This window comes from Stenotrophomonas sp. STEN083 (assembly GCF_056759195.1).
Genome location: NZ_JBRRCU010000009.1, coordinates 1 through 16,790, shown reverse-complemented (window position 1 = coordinate 16,790; position 16,790 = coordinate 1). Strand labels below are relative to the sequence as shown.

General features: G+C 63.9%; 20 protein-coding genes. 13 read left to right on the top strand and 7 right to left on the bottom strand.

Annotation, left to right across the window (positions count from 1 at the left end):
• Positions 1–95: 95 nt before the first annotated feature.
• The 3 genes from sstT to ACVOK8_RS04740 are packed head-to-tail and all read left to right on the top strand — an operon-like array spanning position 96 to position 2,343.
• Complete coding sequence (sstT, locus tag ACVOK8_RS04750; protein WP_481565815.1) at positions 96–1,301, top strand: serine/threonine transporter SstT; 1,206 nt, start codon at positions 96–98, stop codon at positions 1,299–1,301.
• Positions 1,301–2,044, top strand: a complete 744-nt coding sequence (locus ACVOK8_RS04745) for an AzlC family ABC transporter permease (protein ID WP_481565814.1) — start codon at positions 1,301–1,303, stop codon at positions 2,042–2,044. Before sstT ends, ACVOK8_RS04745 begins: the two co-directional genes overlap by 1 nt.
• On the top strand, positions 2,041–2,343 hold the full coding sequence (locus ACVOK8_RS04740) for an AzlD domain-containing protein (RefSeq protein ID WP_481565813.1): 303 nt from the start codon (positions 2,041–2,043) through the stop codon (positions 2,341–2,343). The genes ACVOK8_RS04745 and ACVOK8_RS04740 overlap by 4 nt, the downstream gene beginning before the upstream one ends.
• 166 nt (positions 2,344–2,509) lie before the next feature.
• Here ACVOK8_RS04740 and ACVOK8_RS04735 read toward each other — a convergent pair whose 3' ends face one another.
• Positions 2,510–3,220, bottom strand: coding sequence for an rRNA pseudouridine synthase (locus ACVOK8_RS04735; RefSeq protein WP_481565812.1), 711 nt, complete (start codon positions 3,218–3,220; stop codon positions 2,510–2,512).
• A gap of 66 nt (positions 3,221–3,286) precedes the next feature.
• Positions 3,287–3,784: a M48 metallopeptidase family protein gene (locus ACVOK8_RS04730; RefSeq protein ID WP_303749993.1), complete on the bottom strand. Its 498-nt coding sequence runs from the start codon at positions 3,782–3,784 to the stop codon at positions 3,287–3,289.
• Positions 3,785–3,853: 69 nt separating this feature from the next.
• On the opposite strand from ACVOK8_RS04730, the gene ACVOK8_RS04725 reads away from it, so the two are divergent.
• Positions 3,854–4,408: a DUF2058 domain-containing protein gene (locus tag ACVOK8_RS04725; protein WP_481565811.1), complete on the top strand. Its 555-nt coding sequence runs from the start codon at positions 3,854–3,856 to the stop codon at positions 4,406–4,408.
• Between the two features lie 73 nt (positions 4,409–4,481).
• Positions 4,482–4,745, top strand: a complete 264-nt coding sequence (locus ACVOK8_RS04720) for a DksA/TraR family C4-type zinc finger protein (protein WP_282265397.1) — start codon at positions 4,482–4,484, stop codon at positions 4,743–4,745.
• A gap of 270 nt (positions 4,746–5,015) precedes the next feature.
• Here the strand turns inward: ACVOK8_RS04720 and ACVOK8_RS04715 are convergent, their stop codons facing one another.
• The 3 genes from ACVOK8_RS04715 to ACVOK8_RS04705 all read right to left on the bottom strand — a co-directional run bounded on the left by ACVOK8_RS04715 (position 5,016) and on the right by ACVOK8_RS04705 (position 7,848).
• Positions 5,016–5,534 carry a GNAT family N-acetyltransferase gene (locus ACVOK8_RS04715; RefSeq protein WP_481565810.1) on the bottom strand — a complete coding sequence of 173 codons (519 nt, stop codon included), beginning with the start codon at positions 5,532–5,534 and terminating at the stop codon, positions 5,016–5,018.
• Between the two features lie 92 nt (positions 5,535–5,626).
• Complete coding sequence (locus ACVOK8_RS04710) at positions 5,627–6,886, bottom strand: sugar transporter (RefSeq protein ID WP_481565809.1); 1,260 nt, start codon at positions 6,884–6,886, stop codon at positions 5,627–5,629.
• Between the two features lie 380 nt (positions 6,887–7,266).
• A complete protein-coding gene (locus ACVOK8_RS04705; protein WP_481565808.1) occupies positions 7,267–7,848 on the bottom strand; it encodes a mechanosensitive ion channel domain-containing protein in 582 nt (193 codons plus the stop codon).
• 237 nt (positions 7,849–8,085) lie between these two features.
• On the opposite strand from ACVOK8_RS04705, the gene ACVOK8_RS04700 reads away from it, so the two are divergent.
• The 3 genes from ACVOK8_RS04700 to ACVOK8_RS04690 are packed head-to-tail and all read left to right on the top strand — an operon-like array spanning position 8,086 to position 10,117.
• A complete protein-coding gene (locus tag ACVOK8_RS04700; protein ID WP_481565871.1) occupies positions 8,086–8,658 on the top strand; it encodes an RNA polymerase sigma factor in 573 nt (190 codons plus the stop codon).
• Positions 8,658–9,215, top strand: a complete 558-nt coding sequence (locus tag ACVOK8_RS04695; protein ID WP_481565807.1) for a hypothetical protein — start codon at positions 8,658–8,660, stop codon at positions 9,213–9,215. Before ACVOK8_RS04700 ends, ACVOK8_RS04695 begins: the two co-directional genes overlap by 1 nt.
• An 11-nt stretch (positions 9,216–9,226) precedes the next feature.
• Positions 9,227–10,117, top strand: coding sequence for a DUF4097 family beta strand repeat-containing protein (locus ACVOK8_RS04690; protein ID WP_481565806.1), 891 nt, complete (start codon positions 9,227–9,229; stop codon positions 10,115–10,117).
• A 120-nt stretch (positions 10,118–10,237) separates the two neighbouring features.
• Here ACVOK8_RS04690 and ACVOK8_RS04685 read toward each other — a convergent pair whose 3' ends face one another.
• On the bottom strand, positions 10,238–11,617 hold the full coding sequence (locus ACVOK8_RS04685; protein ID WP_481565805.1) for an Hsp70 family protein: 1,380 nt from the start codon (positions 11,615–11,617) through the stop codon (positions 10,238–10,240).
• Positions 11,618–11,977: 360 nt separating this feature from the next.
• Between ACVOK8_RS04685 and ACVOK8_RS04680 the strand changes: the two genes are divergently transcribed.
• Complete coding sequence (locus ACVOK8_RS04680; RefSeq protein ID WP_481565804.1) at positions 11,978–12,310, top strand: zinc ribbon domain-containing protein YjdM; 333 nt, start codon at positions 11,978–11,980, stop codon at positions 12,308–12,310.
• A gap of 37 nt (positions 12,311–12,347) precedes the next feature.
• Here the strand turns inward: ACVOK8_RS04680 and ACVOK8_RS04675 are convergent, their stop codons facing one another.
• Positions 12,348–13,442 carry a tetratricopeptide repeat protein gene (locus tag ACVOK8_RS04675; RefSeq protein WP_481565803.1) on the bottom strand — a complete coding sequence of 365 codons (1,095 nt, stop codon included), beginning with the start codon at positions 13,440–13,442 and terminating at the stop codon, positions 12,348–12,350.
• A 276-nt stretch (positions 13,443–13,718) separates the two neighbouring features.
• Here ACVOK8_RS04675 and thpR point away from each other — a divergent pair, with 276 nt between their 5' ends.
• From thpR to ACVOK8_RS04655, 4 genes are all read left to right on the top strand, one after another.
• Positions 13,719–14,306, top strand: coding sequence for an RNA 2',3'-cyclic phosphodiesterase (gene thpR, locus ACVOK8_RS04670; protein WP_481565802.1), 588 nt, complete (start codon positions 13,719–13,721; stop codon positions 14,304–14,306).
• A gap of 96 nt (positions 14,307–14,402) precedes the next feature.
• On the top strand, positions 14,403–15,002 hold the full coding sequence (locus ACVOK8_RS04665) for an HD domain-containing protein (RefSeq protein WP_481565801.1): 600 nt from the start codon (positions 14,403–14,405) through the stop codon (positions 15,000–15,002).
• Between the two features lie 92 nt (positions 15,003–15,094).
• Positions 15,095–15,262, top strand: coding sequence for an oxidoreductase-like domain-containing protein (locus ACVOK8_RS04660; RefSeq protein ID WP_481565800.1), 168 nt, complete (start codon positions 15,095–15,097; stop codon positions 15,260–15,262).
• A gap of 70 nt (positions 15,263–15,332) precedes the next feature.
• Positions 15,333–16,676, top strand: coding sequence for a virulence factor family protein (locus ACVOK8_RS04655; RefSeq protein WP_481565799.1), 1,344 nt, complete (start codon positions 15,333–15,335; stop codon positions 16,674–16,676).
• Positions 16,677–16,790: the final 114 nt, after the last annotated feature.

Below are 16,790 nucleotides of genomic sequence, written 5' to 3'. Positions count from 1 at the left end.
GGCGGCAGTTTGTCCTGATTCCATGACGTTCCGGGGGTGCGGGGAACGCCCGAGGTGGGCGAGAATCGGGGTTTGCGTTTGCCGCGAGCCCTGTAATGACCGAACGTCCTTCCTCTTTCCGAGCGCCCAGTCTGGTGCTGCAGATTGTCATCGGCCTGATCGCCGGCATCGTGCTGGCGATGGTCTGGCCAGCCGGGGCGGCCGCCGTTGGCCTGCTCGGCACGGTATTCATTTCCGCGCTGAAGGCGGTGGCGCCTATCCTGGTGCTGGTGCTGGTCACTGCATCCATCGCCAATCACCAGCAGGGGCAGAAGACTCATATCCGGATGATCCTGTTCCTGTACGTGATCGGTACGCTGGCCGCGGCCATGGTTGGCGTGGCCGCCAGCTTCCTGTTTCCCAGTACGTTGACGCTGAAGGCCGCCGAGATCGGTATGAGCGCGCCGGGCGGGATTGGTGAGGTGCTCAAGACCTTGCTGATGCAGATCGTCGACAACCCGGTGCACGCGCTGCTCAACGCGAACTACATCGGTTTGCTGGCATGGGCGGTGGGCCTGGGGCTGGCGCTGCGCCATGCCAGCCAGACCACGCGTACCTTGGTCAGTGATTTCTCCAATGCCGTCACCTGGGTGGTGCGTTTGGTGATCAAGCTGGCGCCGCTGGGCGTGTTCGGTATCGTTGCCTCGTTGTTGGCCGAGTCCGGGCTGGGGGCGTTGAAGGACTACCTGCATCTGCTGGCGGTGCTGATTGGCGCGATGCTGTTCATGGCCTTCGTCGGTAATCCGCTGATCGTGGCCGTGGTGACCCGTCGCAACCCCTATCCGCTGGTCCTGCGCTGCCTGCGCGAGAGCGGCATCACCGCGTTCTTCACCCGTTCCTCGGCGGCCAACATTCCGGTCAACATGGAGCTGTGCCGCAAGCTCGGTCTGCATGAGGACACCTACTCGGTGGCGGTTCCCTTGGGCGCGACCATCAACATGGCCGGCGCGGCAATCACTATTTCCGTGTTGACCCTGGCCGCCGTAAACACCTTGGGCTACACCGTGGATCTGCCGACCGCGCTGCTGCTCAGTGTGGTCGCGGCGATTGGTGCCTGCGGTGCGTCCGGTGTACCGGGTGGTTCGCTATTGCTGATCCCACTGGCCTGCGGCTTGTTTGGCATTTCCAATGAGGTCGCCATGCAGGTAGTCGGCGTTGGCTTCATTGTCGGCGTGGTGCAGGACTCGGCTGAAACCGCCTTGAACTCGTCCACCGACGTGGTGTTTGTCGCGGCGGCCGAACAAGCGCGCGGACGCGCCTGATGGCCGCGGCCGGGCGCATCACGCCAGCGGTACGCATCGGCGTTTCGATAGCGATTGCGACTGGCCTGTATGGCATTTCGTTTGGTGCGCTGGCGGTGGCATCGGGTTTCAGCGTGGCGCAGACCGCCGCACTGAGCCTTCTGATGTTCACCGGTGGCTCGCAGTTCGCCTTCATCGGTGTGATCGGTGCTGGCGGCGCTGGCGCAGCGGCGTTTGGCGCGGCCACGCTGCTGGGCATCCGCAACGCGGTGTATGGGGCGCAGATCAACCGCATGCTACGCCCGCGCGGCTGGCTGCGGCCGCTGGCCGCACATGTCACCATCGATGAGTCGGCGGCGACTGCGGCCAGTCAGACCGAGCCGCAGGAGCAGCGGCGTGGTTTCTGGGTGGCGGGGCTGGGCGTCTACCTGTGCTGGAACCTGTTCACTCTGTTGGGAGCGCTGCTTGGCGATGCGCTGGGTGACCCGCGCCAATGGGGCCTGGATGGTGCGGCGGTCGCGGCCTTCCTCGGCTTGCTGTGGCCGCGTCTGCGTTCGCGCGAGCCGGTTGCAATCGCTGTCGTCTGCGCCTTGGTGACGGTGCTGGCGTTGCCTTGGGTGCCGGCGGGCGTGCCGATTCTATTGGCGGCAGCGCTGGCTGCGGTCTGGGGTTGGTTTGGCAAGGGCCCGGCGGATGAAGGGCTGGAGCCTGATGTAGCGCCGAAGGTCGACGCTGCGGCGAAGGTCGAGGAGCCGGTGCCATGAGTTTGTGGGCGTGGATCGTACTGGGTTGCGTAGCGGCGTGGGCAATCAAGTTTGCCGGTTACCTCGTGCCGGTCCGCTGGCTTGAATCACCGCGCATGAATCGCGTTGCTGGCTGTCTGACCATCGGCCTGCTGGCATCGTTGACCGCGATGAACAGCGTGTCGGCAGGGCAGGGGCTGGCCTTCGATGCGCGCATCGGAGCGTTGTTGGCTGCCGCACTCGCGCTGATGCTGCGGCTGCCGTTCTTGCTGGTAGTGATTGCAGGTGCGACTGCAGCGGCGCTGATTCGACTGCTATGAGTGCCGTTGGTATTTGTGGGAGCGGCGTAAGCCGCGGAGCCGGTGAATCGTCAGTGCGCTGAACGTATGCAATTGCACACCACGTGATGCAGGTTTTAGGCGTGGGCTGATGCATTGCCAGCTTCGCGGCTGACGCCGCTCCTACAAAACCAAGGCTGGCCTCGGTCTAGAACTTCTGGTCTGTGGCCAGAAAACGCCACTGGCCTTCGGGCATCTTGCTCAGGCCGACGCGGCCGATGCGCAGGCGGCGGATCTGCTCGGCTTTCAGGCCCACCTGGCTGCACATGAATTGCAGCTGCCCCAGGCGAACGTCCTTGATTGCAAAGCGCAGACGCTGTTCGCTCTGCCAGCTGATCTTGGCGTGCGGCAGGCTGCGGCCTTCGTAAATCAGGCCATGGGTGAGCTTGGGCATCGCCCACGGGGTGGGTTCACCGCTGACTTCGACCACGAATTCCTGTTCCAGGCTGTAGCCGGATTCCTGCAGGTGGCGGCGTACGCGCCAGTCCTGGGTCAGCACGACCAGACCGCTGGCGGCATCGTCCAGCGGCATCAGGTAGTCCAGGCGCTGGAAATGACGGCGCAGCGGACGGATGCCGGAGGCATCATCGGCAAAGCGGTTTTCGTCGGCCAGCAGCGCGAACAGTTGTTCGGGCGTGCAGCCGGCTGGCTTGTTGATCAGGAAGGTGGCGGCTTCGGCCACTTCAGTGCTGCCTTCGGCGGCCAGGGTGATCACTTCCTCGCTGACCATGGTCTGCGGGGTTTCCACCACCACGCCATCGACGCTGATCCAGCCGCCTTCGATGTACTGCTGGGCCTGCGAGCGCGAGCACTGCAGCTGCGCGGCAACGCGCTTGTCGAGACGGATAGGGGTGGTCATGGTGGCAATGGGTTCTACGAAGGGCGGGGAGTGTAGCGCTGTGGCGGGGCCGGGGCGATGGTCGGCTCAGCCCGGTTCATGTTCCAAGGCAGTCAGGTACAGGCGCAGGTCGAACTCCAACTGGTGGTAATCCGGCTCCATGTGCAGGCACAGCTGGTAGAAGGCTTTGTTGTGGTCGGCCTCCTTGATGTGGGCCAGCTCGTGCACCACGATCATCCGCAGGAACTCGGCCGGGGCCTCGCGGAACACGCTGGCAATGCGGATCTCGCGGCTGGCCTTTAGCTTGCCGCCGTGGTTGCGGGAGATAGCGGTATGCGTGCCCAGCGCGTGCTTGACCACCTGCAGCTTGCCGTCATACAGCACCTTGCCCAGCGGCACCGACTGGCGCAGGTGGCGCTCCTTGATGGCCTGCACGTAGTCGTAGAGCTGGCGATCGTTGCGCACCGGATTGGGCTCGGCGTAGCGCTTGCGTACCGCTTCGCCCAGCTTGCCCGCGTCCAGCAGTTCGCGAGCGCGCTGCTGCAGGTGTTCGGGATAGCCATTCAGGTATTTCAGCGGAAGCATGGGCATTTGGGCGGGACCGGGCAGGCCGCTATGATGGCAGCCTCGGCAACAAAACCATGAACAACGACGATGGCAAAGGGTAATCCACTGCAGGAACAGCTGCTCAAGGCTGGCCTGGTGAAGAAATCGCAGGTCTCGCAGGTGGCACGCGAGCAGGTCAAGGCGCGCCATGGCAAAGGCCCGGCGAGCACGACCGAAAGCCAGCGCGAGGCCGACCGCGCCCGTGCCGAAAAGGCCGAAAAGGACCGTCAACTGGCCGCCGAGCAAAACGCCCAGCGCCGCGCCGATGAGCTGCGTGCGCAGGCCCGGCAGATCATCGCCGACCGCAAGCTGCCCCGCGCCGGTGAGCTGGAATACCGTTTCAACGACGGCGCAGTGATCCGCACCATGCTGGTCACCGAGGCGCTGCGTACCCAGCTGGCCAATGGTGCGCTGGTGATTGCCCGTCATGGCGACAGTTTCGAACTGCTGCCGCGCATGGCGGCGGAAAAGGTGCGCGAGCGTGACGCCAGCCTGATCGTGCTCGACCACGGCCAGAGTGCGGATATGCCGATTTCCACCGGCAACGCGGAAGACGATGCCTACTACGCCCAGTTCCAGGTGCCAGACGACCTGATGTGGTGAGTTCCACCGGCGTTTACCCAGCCTTGCCGCAACTGCGCTAGGCTGGGATCCGGTCATTACGGAGCCAGCGATCATGGCCACCGGTTGGGCGGGCGACACCGCCGTTCAGGATCAGATTGATGCCACCGTCGAGGACGCGATCAAGCGTGCGCGCAGCCGCATGCCCAGCGGTCCGGGGTTGGAACACTGCGAAGAATGTGACGCGCCGATTCCCGAGGCACGGCGCAAGGCCGTGCCCGGAGTGAGGTTGTGCATCGCTTGCCAACAGGCGCAGGACGAAGACGAGGCGTTTGCCGGTTACAACCGGCGTGGCAGCAAGGATAGTCAGCTGCGCTAGGGTTTGCTGTGGCCGGGGCTTTGGCTGTTGTTGCGGCGTTGGTTTTTGCCCTTGCTCGTCATCCTCGCGAAGGCGGGGATCGCTCTGCCTTTGGCATTTGCCTTGGCTCGTCGCCCTCGCGCAAGCGGGGATCGCTCTGCAGTTGCTTGCGCTTGTGTCTTAGGGCAGTGCTGTAATTCCGGTCAGGCGTAAGGCCAAGGCCAGAGCGATCCCCGCCTTCGCGAGGATGACGGCAAAAAAGCCACAGTCAAAAGCTCAAAGCCCAAAGCTTCAGATCTTCCCAGGCCCTGGCAGCACATCATTCAAATACTGCTTCTGCACAACCCGAGGCACCAATCTCGGCCGTTCCATCAGCACAAACCGCACGCCCTTGACCGTCTGCGGCGCGGCCTTGCTGATGAAGCCAAACCGCTCATATACCGGCACTGCAATCTCGGATGAGTTGACCGTGTACTCGCGGCGGCCGTGCACGCGCAATGCGTGCTCCCACAGTAGGCGGGCAATGCCGCGCTTGCGCGCGCTGCGGCTGACAAACAGATGATGGATATGGCTGTCGCCACGCATCGCGATCATGCCGACCAGTGTGCCGGCATCTTCCACCAGGTAATGCGCGAAGTCCTTGTCAGCCAGCCGCTCGGCGAAGCTGGTTGGGGTCAACGAGGCAAGGAAGGCATGTGCGCTGGTGCCGCTATCAGAGTCCAGCAGATGCCGTGCCAACGGCGTGACCAACGTGCTGAGCGCGTCGGCATCGGCAACGACTGCATCGCGCAAAATGATGTCCTGATCCACGTACTTCCCCTGTAGCGCGCCCCCGGACGCGGGGGGCGTGAACGGAAGCATACCTGCAGCGGACGCGCTGTAAACGTGTGCGTTGCGGCAGATCAGTGCTTTGCGCCGCCAAGCTGGAAACTGCCGCTCCAGCGCAGCATTGCGAACAGGCACCACAGCCAGCCTGCGACGGCGATCAGGCCGCCGACCAGGCCGATATGCTGCATGCCCAGCTGCAGGCTGACCTGGCTGCCGATCAGTGCGCCGGCGCCGATGCCGATGTTGAAGATGCCCGAGAACAAGGCCATCGCCACGTCGGTGGCATCGGAGGCCAGGTTCAGCACCTTGGACTGCATCGACAGCGCAAAGCTGATCATCGCCACGCCCCACACCGAGACCAATGCGTACAGCAGCCAGCTGCTGTGCAGGCCCGTGCGCAGCAGCAACAAGCTTGCCGCCAGGGTACCGATCGCGGTCAGCAGGAAGCCGCGTGGCCAGCGCAATCCATAGCGCGAGAACAACACGCTGCCAATGAAGCCCATGCCGCCGAACAACAGCAACACCAGCGTGGTCACATGCGCATCAAAGCCACCAATCTTCTGCACGAACGGCTCGATATAGCTGTAGCCGGTGAACTGGGCGGAAATCACCACCATCACCAGCAGGTACAAGGCCATCAATGCCGGGCGGCGCAGCAGCAACGGGATGCTGCTGGCCGAGCCGCTGTTGTGGCTGGGCAGGGCCGGCAGCAGGCGTGCGAGCACCAGCATCACCAGCAGGGCGACGCCGCCGATGGCCATGAAAGTGATGCGCCAGCCCAGCAGCTCACCAACGATGCGACCGAGCGGGATGCCCAGCACCATCGCCACGGACGTGCCGGTTGCCAGCAGCCCCAGCGCCTGTGGGCGTTTGTCCTGCGGCGCCACACGCACCGCCAGTGAGGCGGTGATCGACCAGAACACGGCATGGGCCAGTGCAATGCCAACCCGGCTGGCCATCAGCACTGGATAACTCCAGGCCACGCTGGACAGCACATGGCTGAGGATGAACAGCGCAAACACGCCAAGCAACAGTTTGCGACGGTCGAAATTACGGGTCAGCAGCATGCACGGCAGTGAGGTCAGTGCGACCACCCAGGCATAGATGGTCAGCATCAGGCCGACGTGCTCGATTGGCTTGCCGAAGTCGGCGCCGATGTCGCTCAGCAAGCCGACCGGGACGAACTCGCTGGTATTGAAGACGAATGCCGCCAGGGCCAAGGCGATGACGCTGAGCCAGCGTTGGCGGTCGGAGCGCGGATTCTGGGCTTCAGCAACGGCAAAAGCGTCGCCTGCCTGCGGGGCGGGGCAGGAGGTATCGGGAGAGGAGGACATTACGTGCGGGCTTGCGACCGGGCCGGTCGCTCAATGCCGGCAATTTTCGCACGGGTGATGTGGACGCGAGCGGAACGCTGTGGACCGGGGCGCTGCTGACGGAAGGTGTTCAGCTGGGTTTGGGTTTGGGTTTGGCGGTGGCTTTGGTTTTGGTTTTTGCCTTACGCCGTCATCCCCGCGAAGGCGGGGATCGCTCTTGCTCTTGGCTTTTGCTCTTGCGTTGGTTGTAGAGCCAAGGCCAGTGCCAGTGCCAATGCGATCCCCGCCTTCGCGGGGATGACGAGCCACGGCGGGAGAGTGGGCAAGAACAAGAATAATCCCCGCTTTCGCAGGGATCATGGTTCAACACCTGAGATTGATCGGTCTCTGCACCGTCCTGTTCAGCCGTCTCCGTGCACGGTTGTGGGCATCGCATCGCCACCGCGCCAGCGGCGCAGGCCACGCTGGAAGAACAGGCTGTTGGGGATCTGCATCAGGGTGCCTTCGGCGGGGCCGCCGACTTCATGCAGGGTGGTGTAGATCAGGTTGATATCGGTGACCACGCCCTTCAGGCCGGGTTTTTCGCCGTTTTCCAGCAGTTCGATCTGGTCGCCTAGGCGGAACGGACGGGTGGTGAAGATCAGGAAGGTGCAGAAGATATTGGAGAGCACACTCCAGGCGGCAAAGAACGCCACCGCGCCCACCGCTGCGAAGCCGGTGAACGCGGTCCACAGCACGCTGGCTTGTACGTTCAGTGTCTGCAGAATGGCAACCAGGGCCACCGCGCCGATGACGAAATTGGATAGCCGCCGGATCGCCATCTCGATCTGCGCCGGCAGTGTGTAGTGGCGGCCTAGACGGGACAGCAGGCGGCGGGTCAGCAGGCGCAGCAGCCAGGCCACGACCAGGATCAGCAGGATGCTCAGACCGATGTTGATGGGGTCAATCCATTGCTGCATCGAGGCGGGGAGGTAGTGCTTCATGCGGTTTCCTTGCGGTACGTCAGTGTTTCAGTGCAGTGGAGGCGGCGCGGCTGGCCAGCGGCAAACGCGGCGATACGCGCAGTGACGGGGCTACCCAACATCGGCAGCAACGGTTTGGCGAGCGTCGATTGTCGGCCAGTGTGGCGTTTGCTGCCAGTCGCGGCGTGCCGACAGGCCAGTTGAGCAAAGAATTGAACTGGCTTTAAACCTTTTTCCTGCTTGCCGCATCCAATGGATATGCTCGACGCCACCGTGACTACCGCCGCCCCTTCACCGCCCGTCGTCGACGATGCTGCGCTGGCCCGTGCCGCCGCAGCCGGAGATACCCGTGCCTACGAGCGCATCTACCGGCGTCACTCGCCGCGCTTGTACGCCTTGCTGTGGCGCCTATGCGGCGGCAACGCCGCGCGGGCCGAGGATGTAATGCAGGAAACCTTCATCCAGGCCTGGCGCAAGCTGCCGCAGTTCCGCTTCGAGAGCACGCTGGCTACCTGGTTGCATCGCCTTGCAGTGAATACGGCGCTGATGGAGTTGCGCGCGGCAACGTTTGAATCGCTGGATATCGGTGAATCCGGGATGGATCTATTGGCCGACATGGCCGACACCCCGCGCTGCCATGCCACCGGCATGGATCTGGAACGCGCGCTGTTAACGCTGCCGCCACGTGCCCGCGCGGTGCTGGTGCTGCACGACATTGAAGGCTGGAAACACCAGGAAATCGCCGTGGAACTGCAGATGGCTGTCGGCAGCTCCAAGGCCCAGTTGCATCGTGCGCGCAGTTTGTTACGCACGCGGCTTGGAGACGCATGATGAATAACTACGAAGACGATCGCGATCAAGGCGATGAGCTGGCGCAGCGCCTGCGCGGGCTGCCTGCCGAGCGGGTACCCCCGGCTATGGTGTGGCAGCGTATCGCCGCAGAACTGGAGCAGGCGCCGCGTACCCTGCAAGCGGATGCTGTAGCTGTTTCTTCCTTGGATATCGCACGGACAAAACGGCGGCAGCGACGCCACTGGCCGCGCTATGCCGCTGCTGCGGTGGTCGTGGCGCTGGTTGGCGTGACCAGTCTGTCGTTGTTGCCGCGGCAGCCGGTTGCATCGGTGGCTGCGGAGGAGTCCCCCCTGCAACATCAGGCCAACAACATCACCTACCAGTACCGGCAGGCGATGGCGGCAATTCCTCAGGACAACCTTGCCGCAGAGCTGCAGCCAGCGTTGCGTGAACTGGATGAAAGCGCCGGCAGCATCCGCAGCGCCATCGCGCAGAGCCCCGACGCCGATTTTCTACTTGGACAGTTGCAGCGCACCTACGCGCTGCGGCTTGAACTCACCCGCAAGGGCGTAAACCCGACCGGACTTCCGACTTGAAGGAGTATTCGATGAAAGCCTGCATGCGCAATCTGATCGCCACAGCGTTGCTGCTGGCCCCGCTGACCAGCGCATTCGCGCAGACCGCGGTCAATCGCAACCTGCCCTTGTCCAGCGGCGGCCGTGTGGAACTGAGCAATGTGGCTGGCTCGGTCACCGTACGTGGCTGGGATCGCAACGAAGTGCAGCTCACCGGTTCATTGGGCGACGGCCAGCGCCTGGAGGTGGAAAGCAGCGCCAACCGGGTGGCATTGAAAGTGGTTTATCCGCAGAACGGCCGCAGTAGTCGTGGCGCTGTGCTGGAGCTGCGCGTGCCGCGCGCTGCGCAGTTGCAGACCAGTACCGTCAGCGCGATGGTGGATGTGTCCGATGTGGACCTGCGTCGCCTGCAGAGCTCCACCGTCAGCGGCAGTATTACTGCCAACGGTCGTGCGGGTGAGGCCGAGTTGACCACGGTCAGTGGCGCGATCCGCTCGCAGCTGCAGACATCGCGGCTGGAGACCAGAACGGTCAGTGGTGGGATCAATGCTGCCGGTGGCAGCGGTGGCGAGGTTTCGGCAAATACCGTGTCGGGCGGGATCACACTGGATCTGGCCAAGGTGCAGCGGCTCAATGCCGAGTCGGTATCCGGCAGCCTGGGCGTGCGCAGCGCTGGTTTGCAGCCGGGCGGCCGGGTCAATCTGGAGACGGTGAGTGGCTCGGTGTCGCTGGGCTTGCCGGCCAACACCTCGGCGCAGTTGAAGGTCAGCACCTTCAGCGGCAGCATCCGCTCTGATGTAGGCCAAGTGCAGACCCCGCGTTACGGACCCAGCAAGAATCTGGATGCGCGGATTGGCGGCGGTGATGGTGATATTTCCATCCAGTCGCATTCGGGCGGTGTGCGGGTAAGTCTGGATCGCTGATTGACGCCCTTCCTTGTGCGAAGCAACGGGGGACTGGCTTTCAGCTCCCTCCCTTTGCCGCAGGCAAGGGGAGGGTTGGGGAGGGGGGCTTCTGCGCGTCCAGATTTGTGGCTTGGCGGCTTACGCCGCTCCTACAGTAGCTGTGTTCGTTGTTGCCGCCAGTGCCAATCCCTGCACCACGCCAAACGAGGGGTCGCCGTGCACCAGCGTGGCGCCCGGGAAGGCCGCGGCAGCGGCCTGCTGGATGTAGCCGGCGCGCGACATGCCACCGGTCAGGAACACCGCCGCCGGGTCGTGGCCGATATCGGCACGCACCTGCTGCAGCAGGGATTCAAATTCACCCAGATAGCCACCCGCAGCTGAGGTCAGATGCGGCGCGTCGATGTCGACCGCGAGGCCTGCTTCGATGAAGTCCAGCACGCTGCTGTGGTTGCGCTGGCTGCTCAAGGCGATCTTGCACTGCTCCACCGCGCGGTACAGACGTGCGGTATTGCCGGTGTCCTGCAGGGCCTGCAGGCGCGGGCCATAAGGTAGATCGACGGCATCGTAGTTGTGCTGGCGGAAGTCACGCTGGCGGGTCATGTCCTGCACCATCGCTGCTTCCACATAGTGGTGCGCTGGCACACGGGTGATGCCGCGGCCAAACAGCGGCATATAGCCAGCCAGGCTCAGCGCCAGGTCGATATCGGTACCACCACGGGCGATACCCCAGGCGCGGTGGATCTGCGGTGCGGTGCTGCCGCCAACGCTGGCATGGGCGATATCGGTGGTACCGCCGCCGACGTCGACAATCACCGCTTCGTGGCGCTCGCTGCTGACCGCGTGGTAATGCATGGCGGCAGCTGCGGGTTCTTCGAGGAAATCCACTTCGTCAAACCCGGCAGCCATCGCCGCACTGCGCAGGATATCCAGTGCCTGATCGTTGCCAGCTGCGCCGATCGAGCTGCGGAACTGCACCGGCCGGCCGAGCAGGGCGCTGCGCACGTTGCTTTGCAGCTGGCGCGAGGCGGTCAGGCGGATGTGCTCAAGGATGTGGGTAGCGATGCCGGTGATGGTCTGCTTGGCACGCGGATGCAGGTTGTAGCCCAGCATCGACTTCGGGCTCTGCACCAGATTGCCTTCGTTTTCTTCGAAGTAGGCTTCCAGCGCGTCGTCACCGTAAACGGCGTTCTGCAGCAGGGTGGTGGAGCTGCGCGGTTCGCGAATGCGTTCTTCCATCCACTGCCGGCGCACCACGCGCAAGGCAGCGCTGCGCAGCTGCTCATGGCTGCGTGTATTGCCAACCGCACGGGCGTCACGGCGGCCGGAGTCGATCAGCTCATCGACCTGTGCTTCCAATGCCGGGGTCAGCTCGAAGTCGTTGGGGTCGCGCATAACCTCGGGGAAGTACACCGTGGTGCGGAACTGCTGGGCCTCACCAAAGCTGACGGGTACCACCTTGCCGTCGATATGGGCGGCGGCGGCCGAGTTGCTGGTGCCAAAATCGATGCCGAGTTTCATGGGGCCTGCGCGTCTTGCTGCTGAATCGGCCGCGCACTTTACTACGCCGTCGTGCGGCTGGCTTCACATGTGGGTCGTGAGGCGCTGTTCGCGGGCACCAGGGCCGCACTATCACGAACCGCGTCACGATTTTCCGGCCTATGCGCGCTGCCTGAATGAGAGGGTCATCCGCCCGTCCAGACCGTCGGTCCAGCCGGCGGGATTGCGAATCGTGCGCTGCCACTTGCCGGTAGGGGCGTGCGCCAGTTGCGGGGCACGGGCTTGCGATCAGTCACGCTCCCGCTGCGCGCTCGGCGCTGCCGGGAGTGGCTTTGGCTGAACGGCTACAATAGGCGGTTATTCAATGTACGGGAGTCCCCCATGTCTGTTACTTCCTGCCCGCAGTGCTCGCTGGAAAACGTCTACGCCGACGGTGCGCTGTGGATCTGCGCCGATTGCGGCCATGAATGGACCGCAGGCGAGGCGGCCGAATCCACGTTGGTTGTCCGGGACAGCAATGGCAATGTGCTGGTGGCCGGCGATACCGTCACCGTGATCAAGGATCTGAAGGTCAAAGGCTCGTCGATCCCGCTCAAGCAGGGCACGGTGATCCGCAACATCCGCTTGGTCGAAGACGATGCCGAGAACATCGAAGGCAACTCGGACAAGATCAAGGGCCTGGTGCTGAAAGCCTGCTTCCTGCGCAAGGCCTGAGCCGGCTTGCGCTGCCCATGCCGCCAGCGGCGTGCGCTCAGCGCGCCGCGTGGCGTGCTTCAAGGCGACGGATGCCTTCCAGTTTGCTCTGGTAAACCGCACGCAACTGATCGCCGCCAAGGTCACGGGCACGTGCCATTTCACGCTCGGCGAGCCGATTGTTGCCGCCGAGGAAATAGGCACGGGCCAGCCCGAAATGGAATTGGTGGGCATTGCCGTATAGCCGCACAGCTTCGCGGTAATAGTGGGTGGCCAAGGCGTAGTCGCCGTCGCGCTCAGCGGTGTTGCCCTGCATGAACTGATAGAACGGGTCGTGTTTGCGTACCTGTTCCAACCGCGTCTGCATCTGTGCCACGCGCCCGGTATTGCCCATGCGCTGGTAGAGCTTGGTGGCATTGTGCAGAGCAGGCGCATGCCTGCTGTTGATCGACAGCGCGGTTTCCAGATCCTTGGCTGCGGCGGTCAGATCGTCTTCGCGCGATTCAAGTACGCCCAGGTTGCTCCATGCCGGCACAAAACGTGGGTCCATTCGCAGCGCTGCGTTGAAGTAGGCGCGGGCACCGGGATAGTCGCGCGCGGCCAGCTGCTCGGCGCCACGGTTGTTGTAGAAGTGCGCAAGCGCGCGGCTGTCGCTGATCGGCTGCGGGCCGCGGCGGTCGTACAGCACGTTGCTATCAAGATCCAGGGTCGCCCGGCGCCCATCAACCCGCATGCCGACGTTGACGTGACCAGCATTGAATATCAGTCCCTGGTCCTGATACCAGGACACCACTTGCCCCACCTCCTGCATCCGCGCCTCCAGGCCGATCTCGCGTGCCAGGGCGACAAACAGCAGGGTGAAGGACAGGCAGTTGGCACGGTGTTGTTGCCAGGTTTCAGCCACAGTCAACGTGGCTTCGGTGTCGTACTCCAGGCCCAGCCCCTCCGGACGGAATACCAGTTCAACCAACCGTTGCAGGCGTTGCTCCGGTGAGTTGGCGACCTTGATGACGCGCTCCTGCAGCAGTGCACGCACTTCCGGTGGAATGGCCATCACCTGCTCCGGGCCGGGGACCGGTGCTGGCGGTGGCGGTGGCGCGGCCAAGGCCACGCTGCTGACGGTGAGCAGGACCAACGCATTCCAACCGATCATGGCGATCACCCGGAGCTTGCTGCGGCTTGCCCAGTGTAGGCCTGTTGCGGAGGGATGGAAGCGGGCCGGGGATAAATCCACAGCGGATGTGGACCAGCACGGTGCAAACATGTGGATAACTATTGGCAGCCCTTGTGCGGCGTGACTCGCCGGGTGGTGGCTAATTTTTCACCATGGCCGGGCCGCGACCGGCGCGGTCTGCTAGTATCCGCGGCCCAAGACAGTAGTGGCCGCCGCGACGGAGCGGGTACGGCAGCCGGCTTTCGATACCAGATCATGACGAAGCAGCTTTCCTCCACCGAGGCCCAGATGACCCTGGGCCTGGGCAGCGACATTCCAACCGAACGCCTGTTCTTTGCAGTGATGCCTGATGGGCTCACCGCTGAGCGGGTGGCCGAGTTGGCCGATGGCCTGCGCGAGGAACACGGTCTGGTCGGGCAACCGTTGGCGCCCGAGCGCCTGCACGTGACGCTGCACCATCTCGGTGACTACGCAGGCTTGCCGCCGAGCCTGTTGCCCAAGGTACGGCAGGCAGCAGCGCGGGTGCGGATGCCTGAGTTTGAGGTCTGCTTTGATCAGGTGGGCAGCTTTGCCGGCAGCGTGAAGAACCCGTTTGTGCTGCGTAGCGAGTACGGTGCCGAGCTGTTGAATGGCCTGCATGAGGAACTGGCGCGTTGCCTGCAGGGCGTGGGTGGCAAGCTGGACCCGCGTTTCACCCCGCATATGACCCTGCTGTACGATCGCCGCCGCTTGCCGACGCAGCCGGTGCAGCCGCTGCGCTGGTTTGTACGTGAATTCGTGCTGGTACGCAGTTTTCTCGGCCAAGGGCGCTATCAGATCGAAGGCCGCTGGCAACTGGGTTGAGCGCGCGGCGCCCCGAGCAGCGCAAGCGCTTCGTGGCGGATTCTTGCGGTTGTCCGGCGCCACGCTTGCTGCACGGCTTCGTGCCAAGATGACGGCATGAACAACTTGCTGCAGACCCTGCCGCCACCGCTGCTGGCCGAGCTGAAAACCGCTTACGCCCAGCCGCCGCGCGCATATCACAACTTCGGCCACGTGCAGGCGGTGCTGCAGCACTACCGCGATGTGGCTGCTGGCCCCGGCTGGCGGCAGCCACTGGAGGTAATGCTGGCCGTGCTTTACCACGATGCGATCTACGAGGCTGGGCGTGGTGACAACGAGGCACGCTCGGCACAATTGGCCGCGTCCGGCGTTGAGCGCTGGCTGCCGGATACCGAGGTGGATGTGGCGCGGGTGATGGCGCTGATTGACCTCACTGCGCGCCATGGCAGCCTGAGCGGCGACGGACTGGATGCGGATGCCGCGCTGTTCCTGGACAGTGATATGGCGATTCTTGGTGCTCCGGACGCGGTCTTCGATGCCTATGACCGTGGTATTGCCGAGGAATACCAGGGCAAGGTGCCGGGCTTCATGTTCCGGCTCAATCGGCGGCGTTTCCTGAAGAAGCTATTGGCGCAGCCGCGCATCTTTTTCAGCGACTTCTTCCATGAACGTTACGACGCGGCGGCGCGTGCCAATCTACGACGGGCCACGGCCTGAGCCTGCGCTTTGGCTAAAATGTGGGTTGTCCCACTGCTGATCAGGCCGAACCGGCCGCTGTAATGAACGAACTGCCTGTCCAAGCTCCCGTCATGCCTGATCCCGATCCGCGTCCGCAGCCGCCGGAAGCGCCGGGTCCGAACGAATGCTGTGGCAGCGGCTGCCCGCTGTGCGTGCTGGATCTATATACCGATGAGCTGCTGACCTACCGGCAGAAGCTGGCCGAATGGACTGCGCGTCATCCTGAAGCACAGGCCTGAGCCGGCGCTTTGGACATCCTTCTGCCCGCCACGGGCGTAGGCTTTGCGGCACCGATATCGAGGCCTGTACATGGCACGTTTGATGTGGCGGATGGGGGGACTGGCGCTGAGCCTGTTGGCGGTGCCGGCAATGGCGGAGCAGGTCAGCCATGGACGCTTCGAGCATGTGCCGGTGCTGCTGCCCAGTGCGCCAGCTCAACGGGTGGTGCTGTGGTTCGGTGATACTTCGGCTACCGCCACTGCCGAACATCAGGCACGGCTGCAGGCGCTGCGCGAGGACGGCGCGATGGTGGTCGATATCGACACCCGTCATCTCTACCGGGTGCTGGCCAAAGAGGGCGGCAAGTGCGGCTTTTCGGCAGGCGATGTAGAGAATTTCTCGCGCTACGTGCAGGCCTATTACCACGTGCCGACCTACCGCCTGCCTGTCCTCGGCGGTGATGGTTCCGGTGCGGCATTGGCCTATGCGGTCGCGACCCAGGCCGATCCGGGTGTGTTCGCCGGTTTGCTGACCGAAGGTTTCTGCCCGCAGATGGGTAACGTCACGGTGACCTGCGGCGATGCCATCAAGGGGCGCGCGCTGTCGCCGCAGGCATTGCGCTTCCCTTGGTTGAACGCAGCCGCAGGCAGGGGGCAGGCCTGCCCGGCGACGGCCGTGACGGCTTTCATGGATGCCGTGCCATGGGCACGCGAGTTCGCCCGTACCCGCGGGGGCAGTGCTCTGCCAGGCGAGGTCGCAGCGGCACGCGTGCTTGGTGCGCAGCGTGGCGTCAGCCTGCCTGCGGTGCCGCAGGATCTGGACGGCTTGCCGTTGGTGGAAGTGCCTGCCAGCGGGCAGGGCGATACCTTCGCGGTGTTTGTATCCGGCGATGGCGGCTGGGCGGGTTTGGACAAGGATGTGGCTGGTGCGCTGGCGCGGGCAGGCATTCCTGTGGTCGGCGTGGATTCGCTGCGTTACTTCTGGAGTGAGCGCACACCGGCAGGCTTTGCGGTCGATCTGGACCGTATTGCGCGTTACTACGGCAACCATTGGCGGCGGCAAAAGCTGATGCTGATCGGCTTCTCGCAGGGTGCCGACGTGCTGCCAGCGGCCATCAACAAGCTGCCGCCGGCCACGGCACAGATTTTGCGGATGACCGCACTGATGTCGGTGGGCGAACGTGCCGACTATGAGTTCCATGTCAGCAACTGGATTTCCAGTGGCGGCGATGATGGGCTGCCGATCGCCCCAGAAATTCGCCTCATGGCTGCCGATCACACGCTGTGCATCTATGGCGCCGATGACGATGATGCGCTGTGCCCGAAGTTGCCTGCAGGTAGTGCGCAGCTGATCAAGCTGCCCGGTGACCATCATTTCGAAGGTGACTACGAAGGCTTGGCCAAGGTGATCCTGCAGCATGTGCAGGGGCCTTGATACGGGGTGTTGTGGGAGCGGCCAAAGCCCCCCAACGCGTGGAATTAAAAAAAACAACCAACCACCGGAACACCCACCCCCAAAAACCCCACGAAAATAAGGCGACGACCCAAC

Excerpts from the sequence above, each read along its gene's own strand:
- ACVOK8_RS04730 (WP_303749993.1), bottom strand. The coding sequence starts at position 3,784 with ATGCTTCCGCTGAAATACCTGAATGGCTATCCCGAACACCTGCAGCAG.
- ACVOK8_RS04720 (WP_282265397.1), top strand. The coding sequence starts at position 4,482 with ATGGCCACCGGTTGGGCGGGCGACACCGCCGTTCAGGATCAGATTGAT.
- ACVOK8_RS04685 (WP_481565805.1), bottom strand. The coding sequence starts at position 11,617 with ATGAAACTCGGCATCGATTTTGGCACCAGCAACTCGGCCGCCGCCGCC.
- ACVOK8_RS04675 (WP_481565803.1), bottom strand. The coding sequence starts at position 13,442 with ATGATCGGTTGGAATGCGTTGGTCCTGCTCACCGTCAGCAGCGTGGCC.
- thpR (WP_481565802.1), top strand. The coding sequence starts at position 13,719 with ATGACGAAGCAGCTTTCCTCCACCGAGGCCCAGATGACCCTGGGCCTG.
- ACVOK8_RS04655 (WP_481565799.1), top strand. The coding sequence starts at position 15,333 with ATGGCACGTTTGATGTGGCGGATGGGGGGACTGGCGCTGAGCCTGTTG.
- ACVOK8_RS04705 (WP_481565808.1), bottom strand. The coding sequence starts at position 7,848 with ATGAAGCACTACCTCCCCGCCTCGATGCAGCAATGGATTGACCCCATC.
- ACVOK8_RS04690 (WP_481565806.1), top strand. The coding sequence starts at position 9,227 with ATGAAAGCCTGCATGCGCAATCTGATCGCCACAGCGTTGCTGCTGGCC.
- ACVOK8_RS04695 (WP_481565807.1), top strand. The coding sequence starts at position 8,658 with ATGAATAACTACGAAGACGATCGCGATCAAGGCGATGAGCTGGCGCAG.
- ACVOK8_RS04725 (WP_481565811.1), top strand. The coding sequence starts at position 3,854 with ATGGCAAAGGGTAATCCACTGCAGGAACAGCTGCTCAAGGCTGGCCTG.
- ACVOK8_RS04745 (WP_481565814.1), top strand. The coding sequence starts at position 1,301 with ATGGCCGCGGCCGGGCGCATCACGCCAGCGGTACGCATCGGCGTTTCG.
- ACVOK8_RS04740 (WP_481565813.1), top strand. The coding sequence starts at position 2,041 with ATGAGTTTGTGGGCGTGGATCGTACTGGGTTGCGTAGCGGCGTGGGCA.
- ACVOK8_RS04700 (WP_481565871.1), top strand. The coding sequence starts at position 8,086 with ATGCTCGACGCCACCGTGACTACCGCCGCCCCTTCACCGCCCGTCGTC.
- sstT (WP_481565815.1), top strand. The coding sequence starts at position 96 with ATGACCGAACGTCCTTCCTCTTTCCGAGCGCCCAGTCTGGTGCTGCAG.
- ACVOK8_RS04735 (WP_481565812.1), bottom strand. The coding sequence starts at position 3,220 with ATGACCACCCCTATCCGTCTCGACAAGCGCGTTGCCGCGCAGCTGCAG.
- ACVOK8_RS04660 (WP_481565800.1), top strand. The coding sequence starts at position 15,095 with ATGCCTGATCCCGATCCGCGTCCGCAGCCGCCGGAAGCGCCGGGTCCG.
- ACVOK8_RS04710 (WP_481565809.1), bottom strand. The coding sequence starts at position 6,886 with ATGTCCTCCTCTCCCGATACCTCCTGCCCCGCCCCGCAGGCAGGCGAC.
- ACVOK8_RS04665 (WP_481565801.1), top strand. The coding sequence starts at position 14,403 with ATGAACAACTTGCTGCAGACCCTGCCGCCACCGCTGCTGGCCGAGCTG.
- ACVOK8_RS04680 (WP_481565804.1), top strand. The coding sequence starts at position 11,978 with ATGTCTGTTACTTCCTGCCCGCAGTGCTCGCTGGAAAACGTCTACGCC.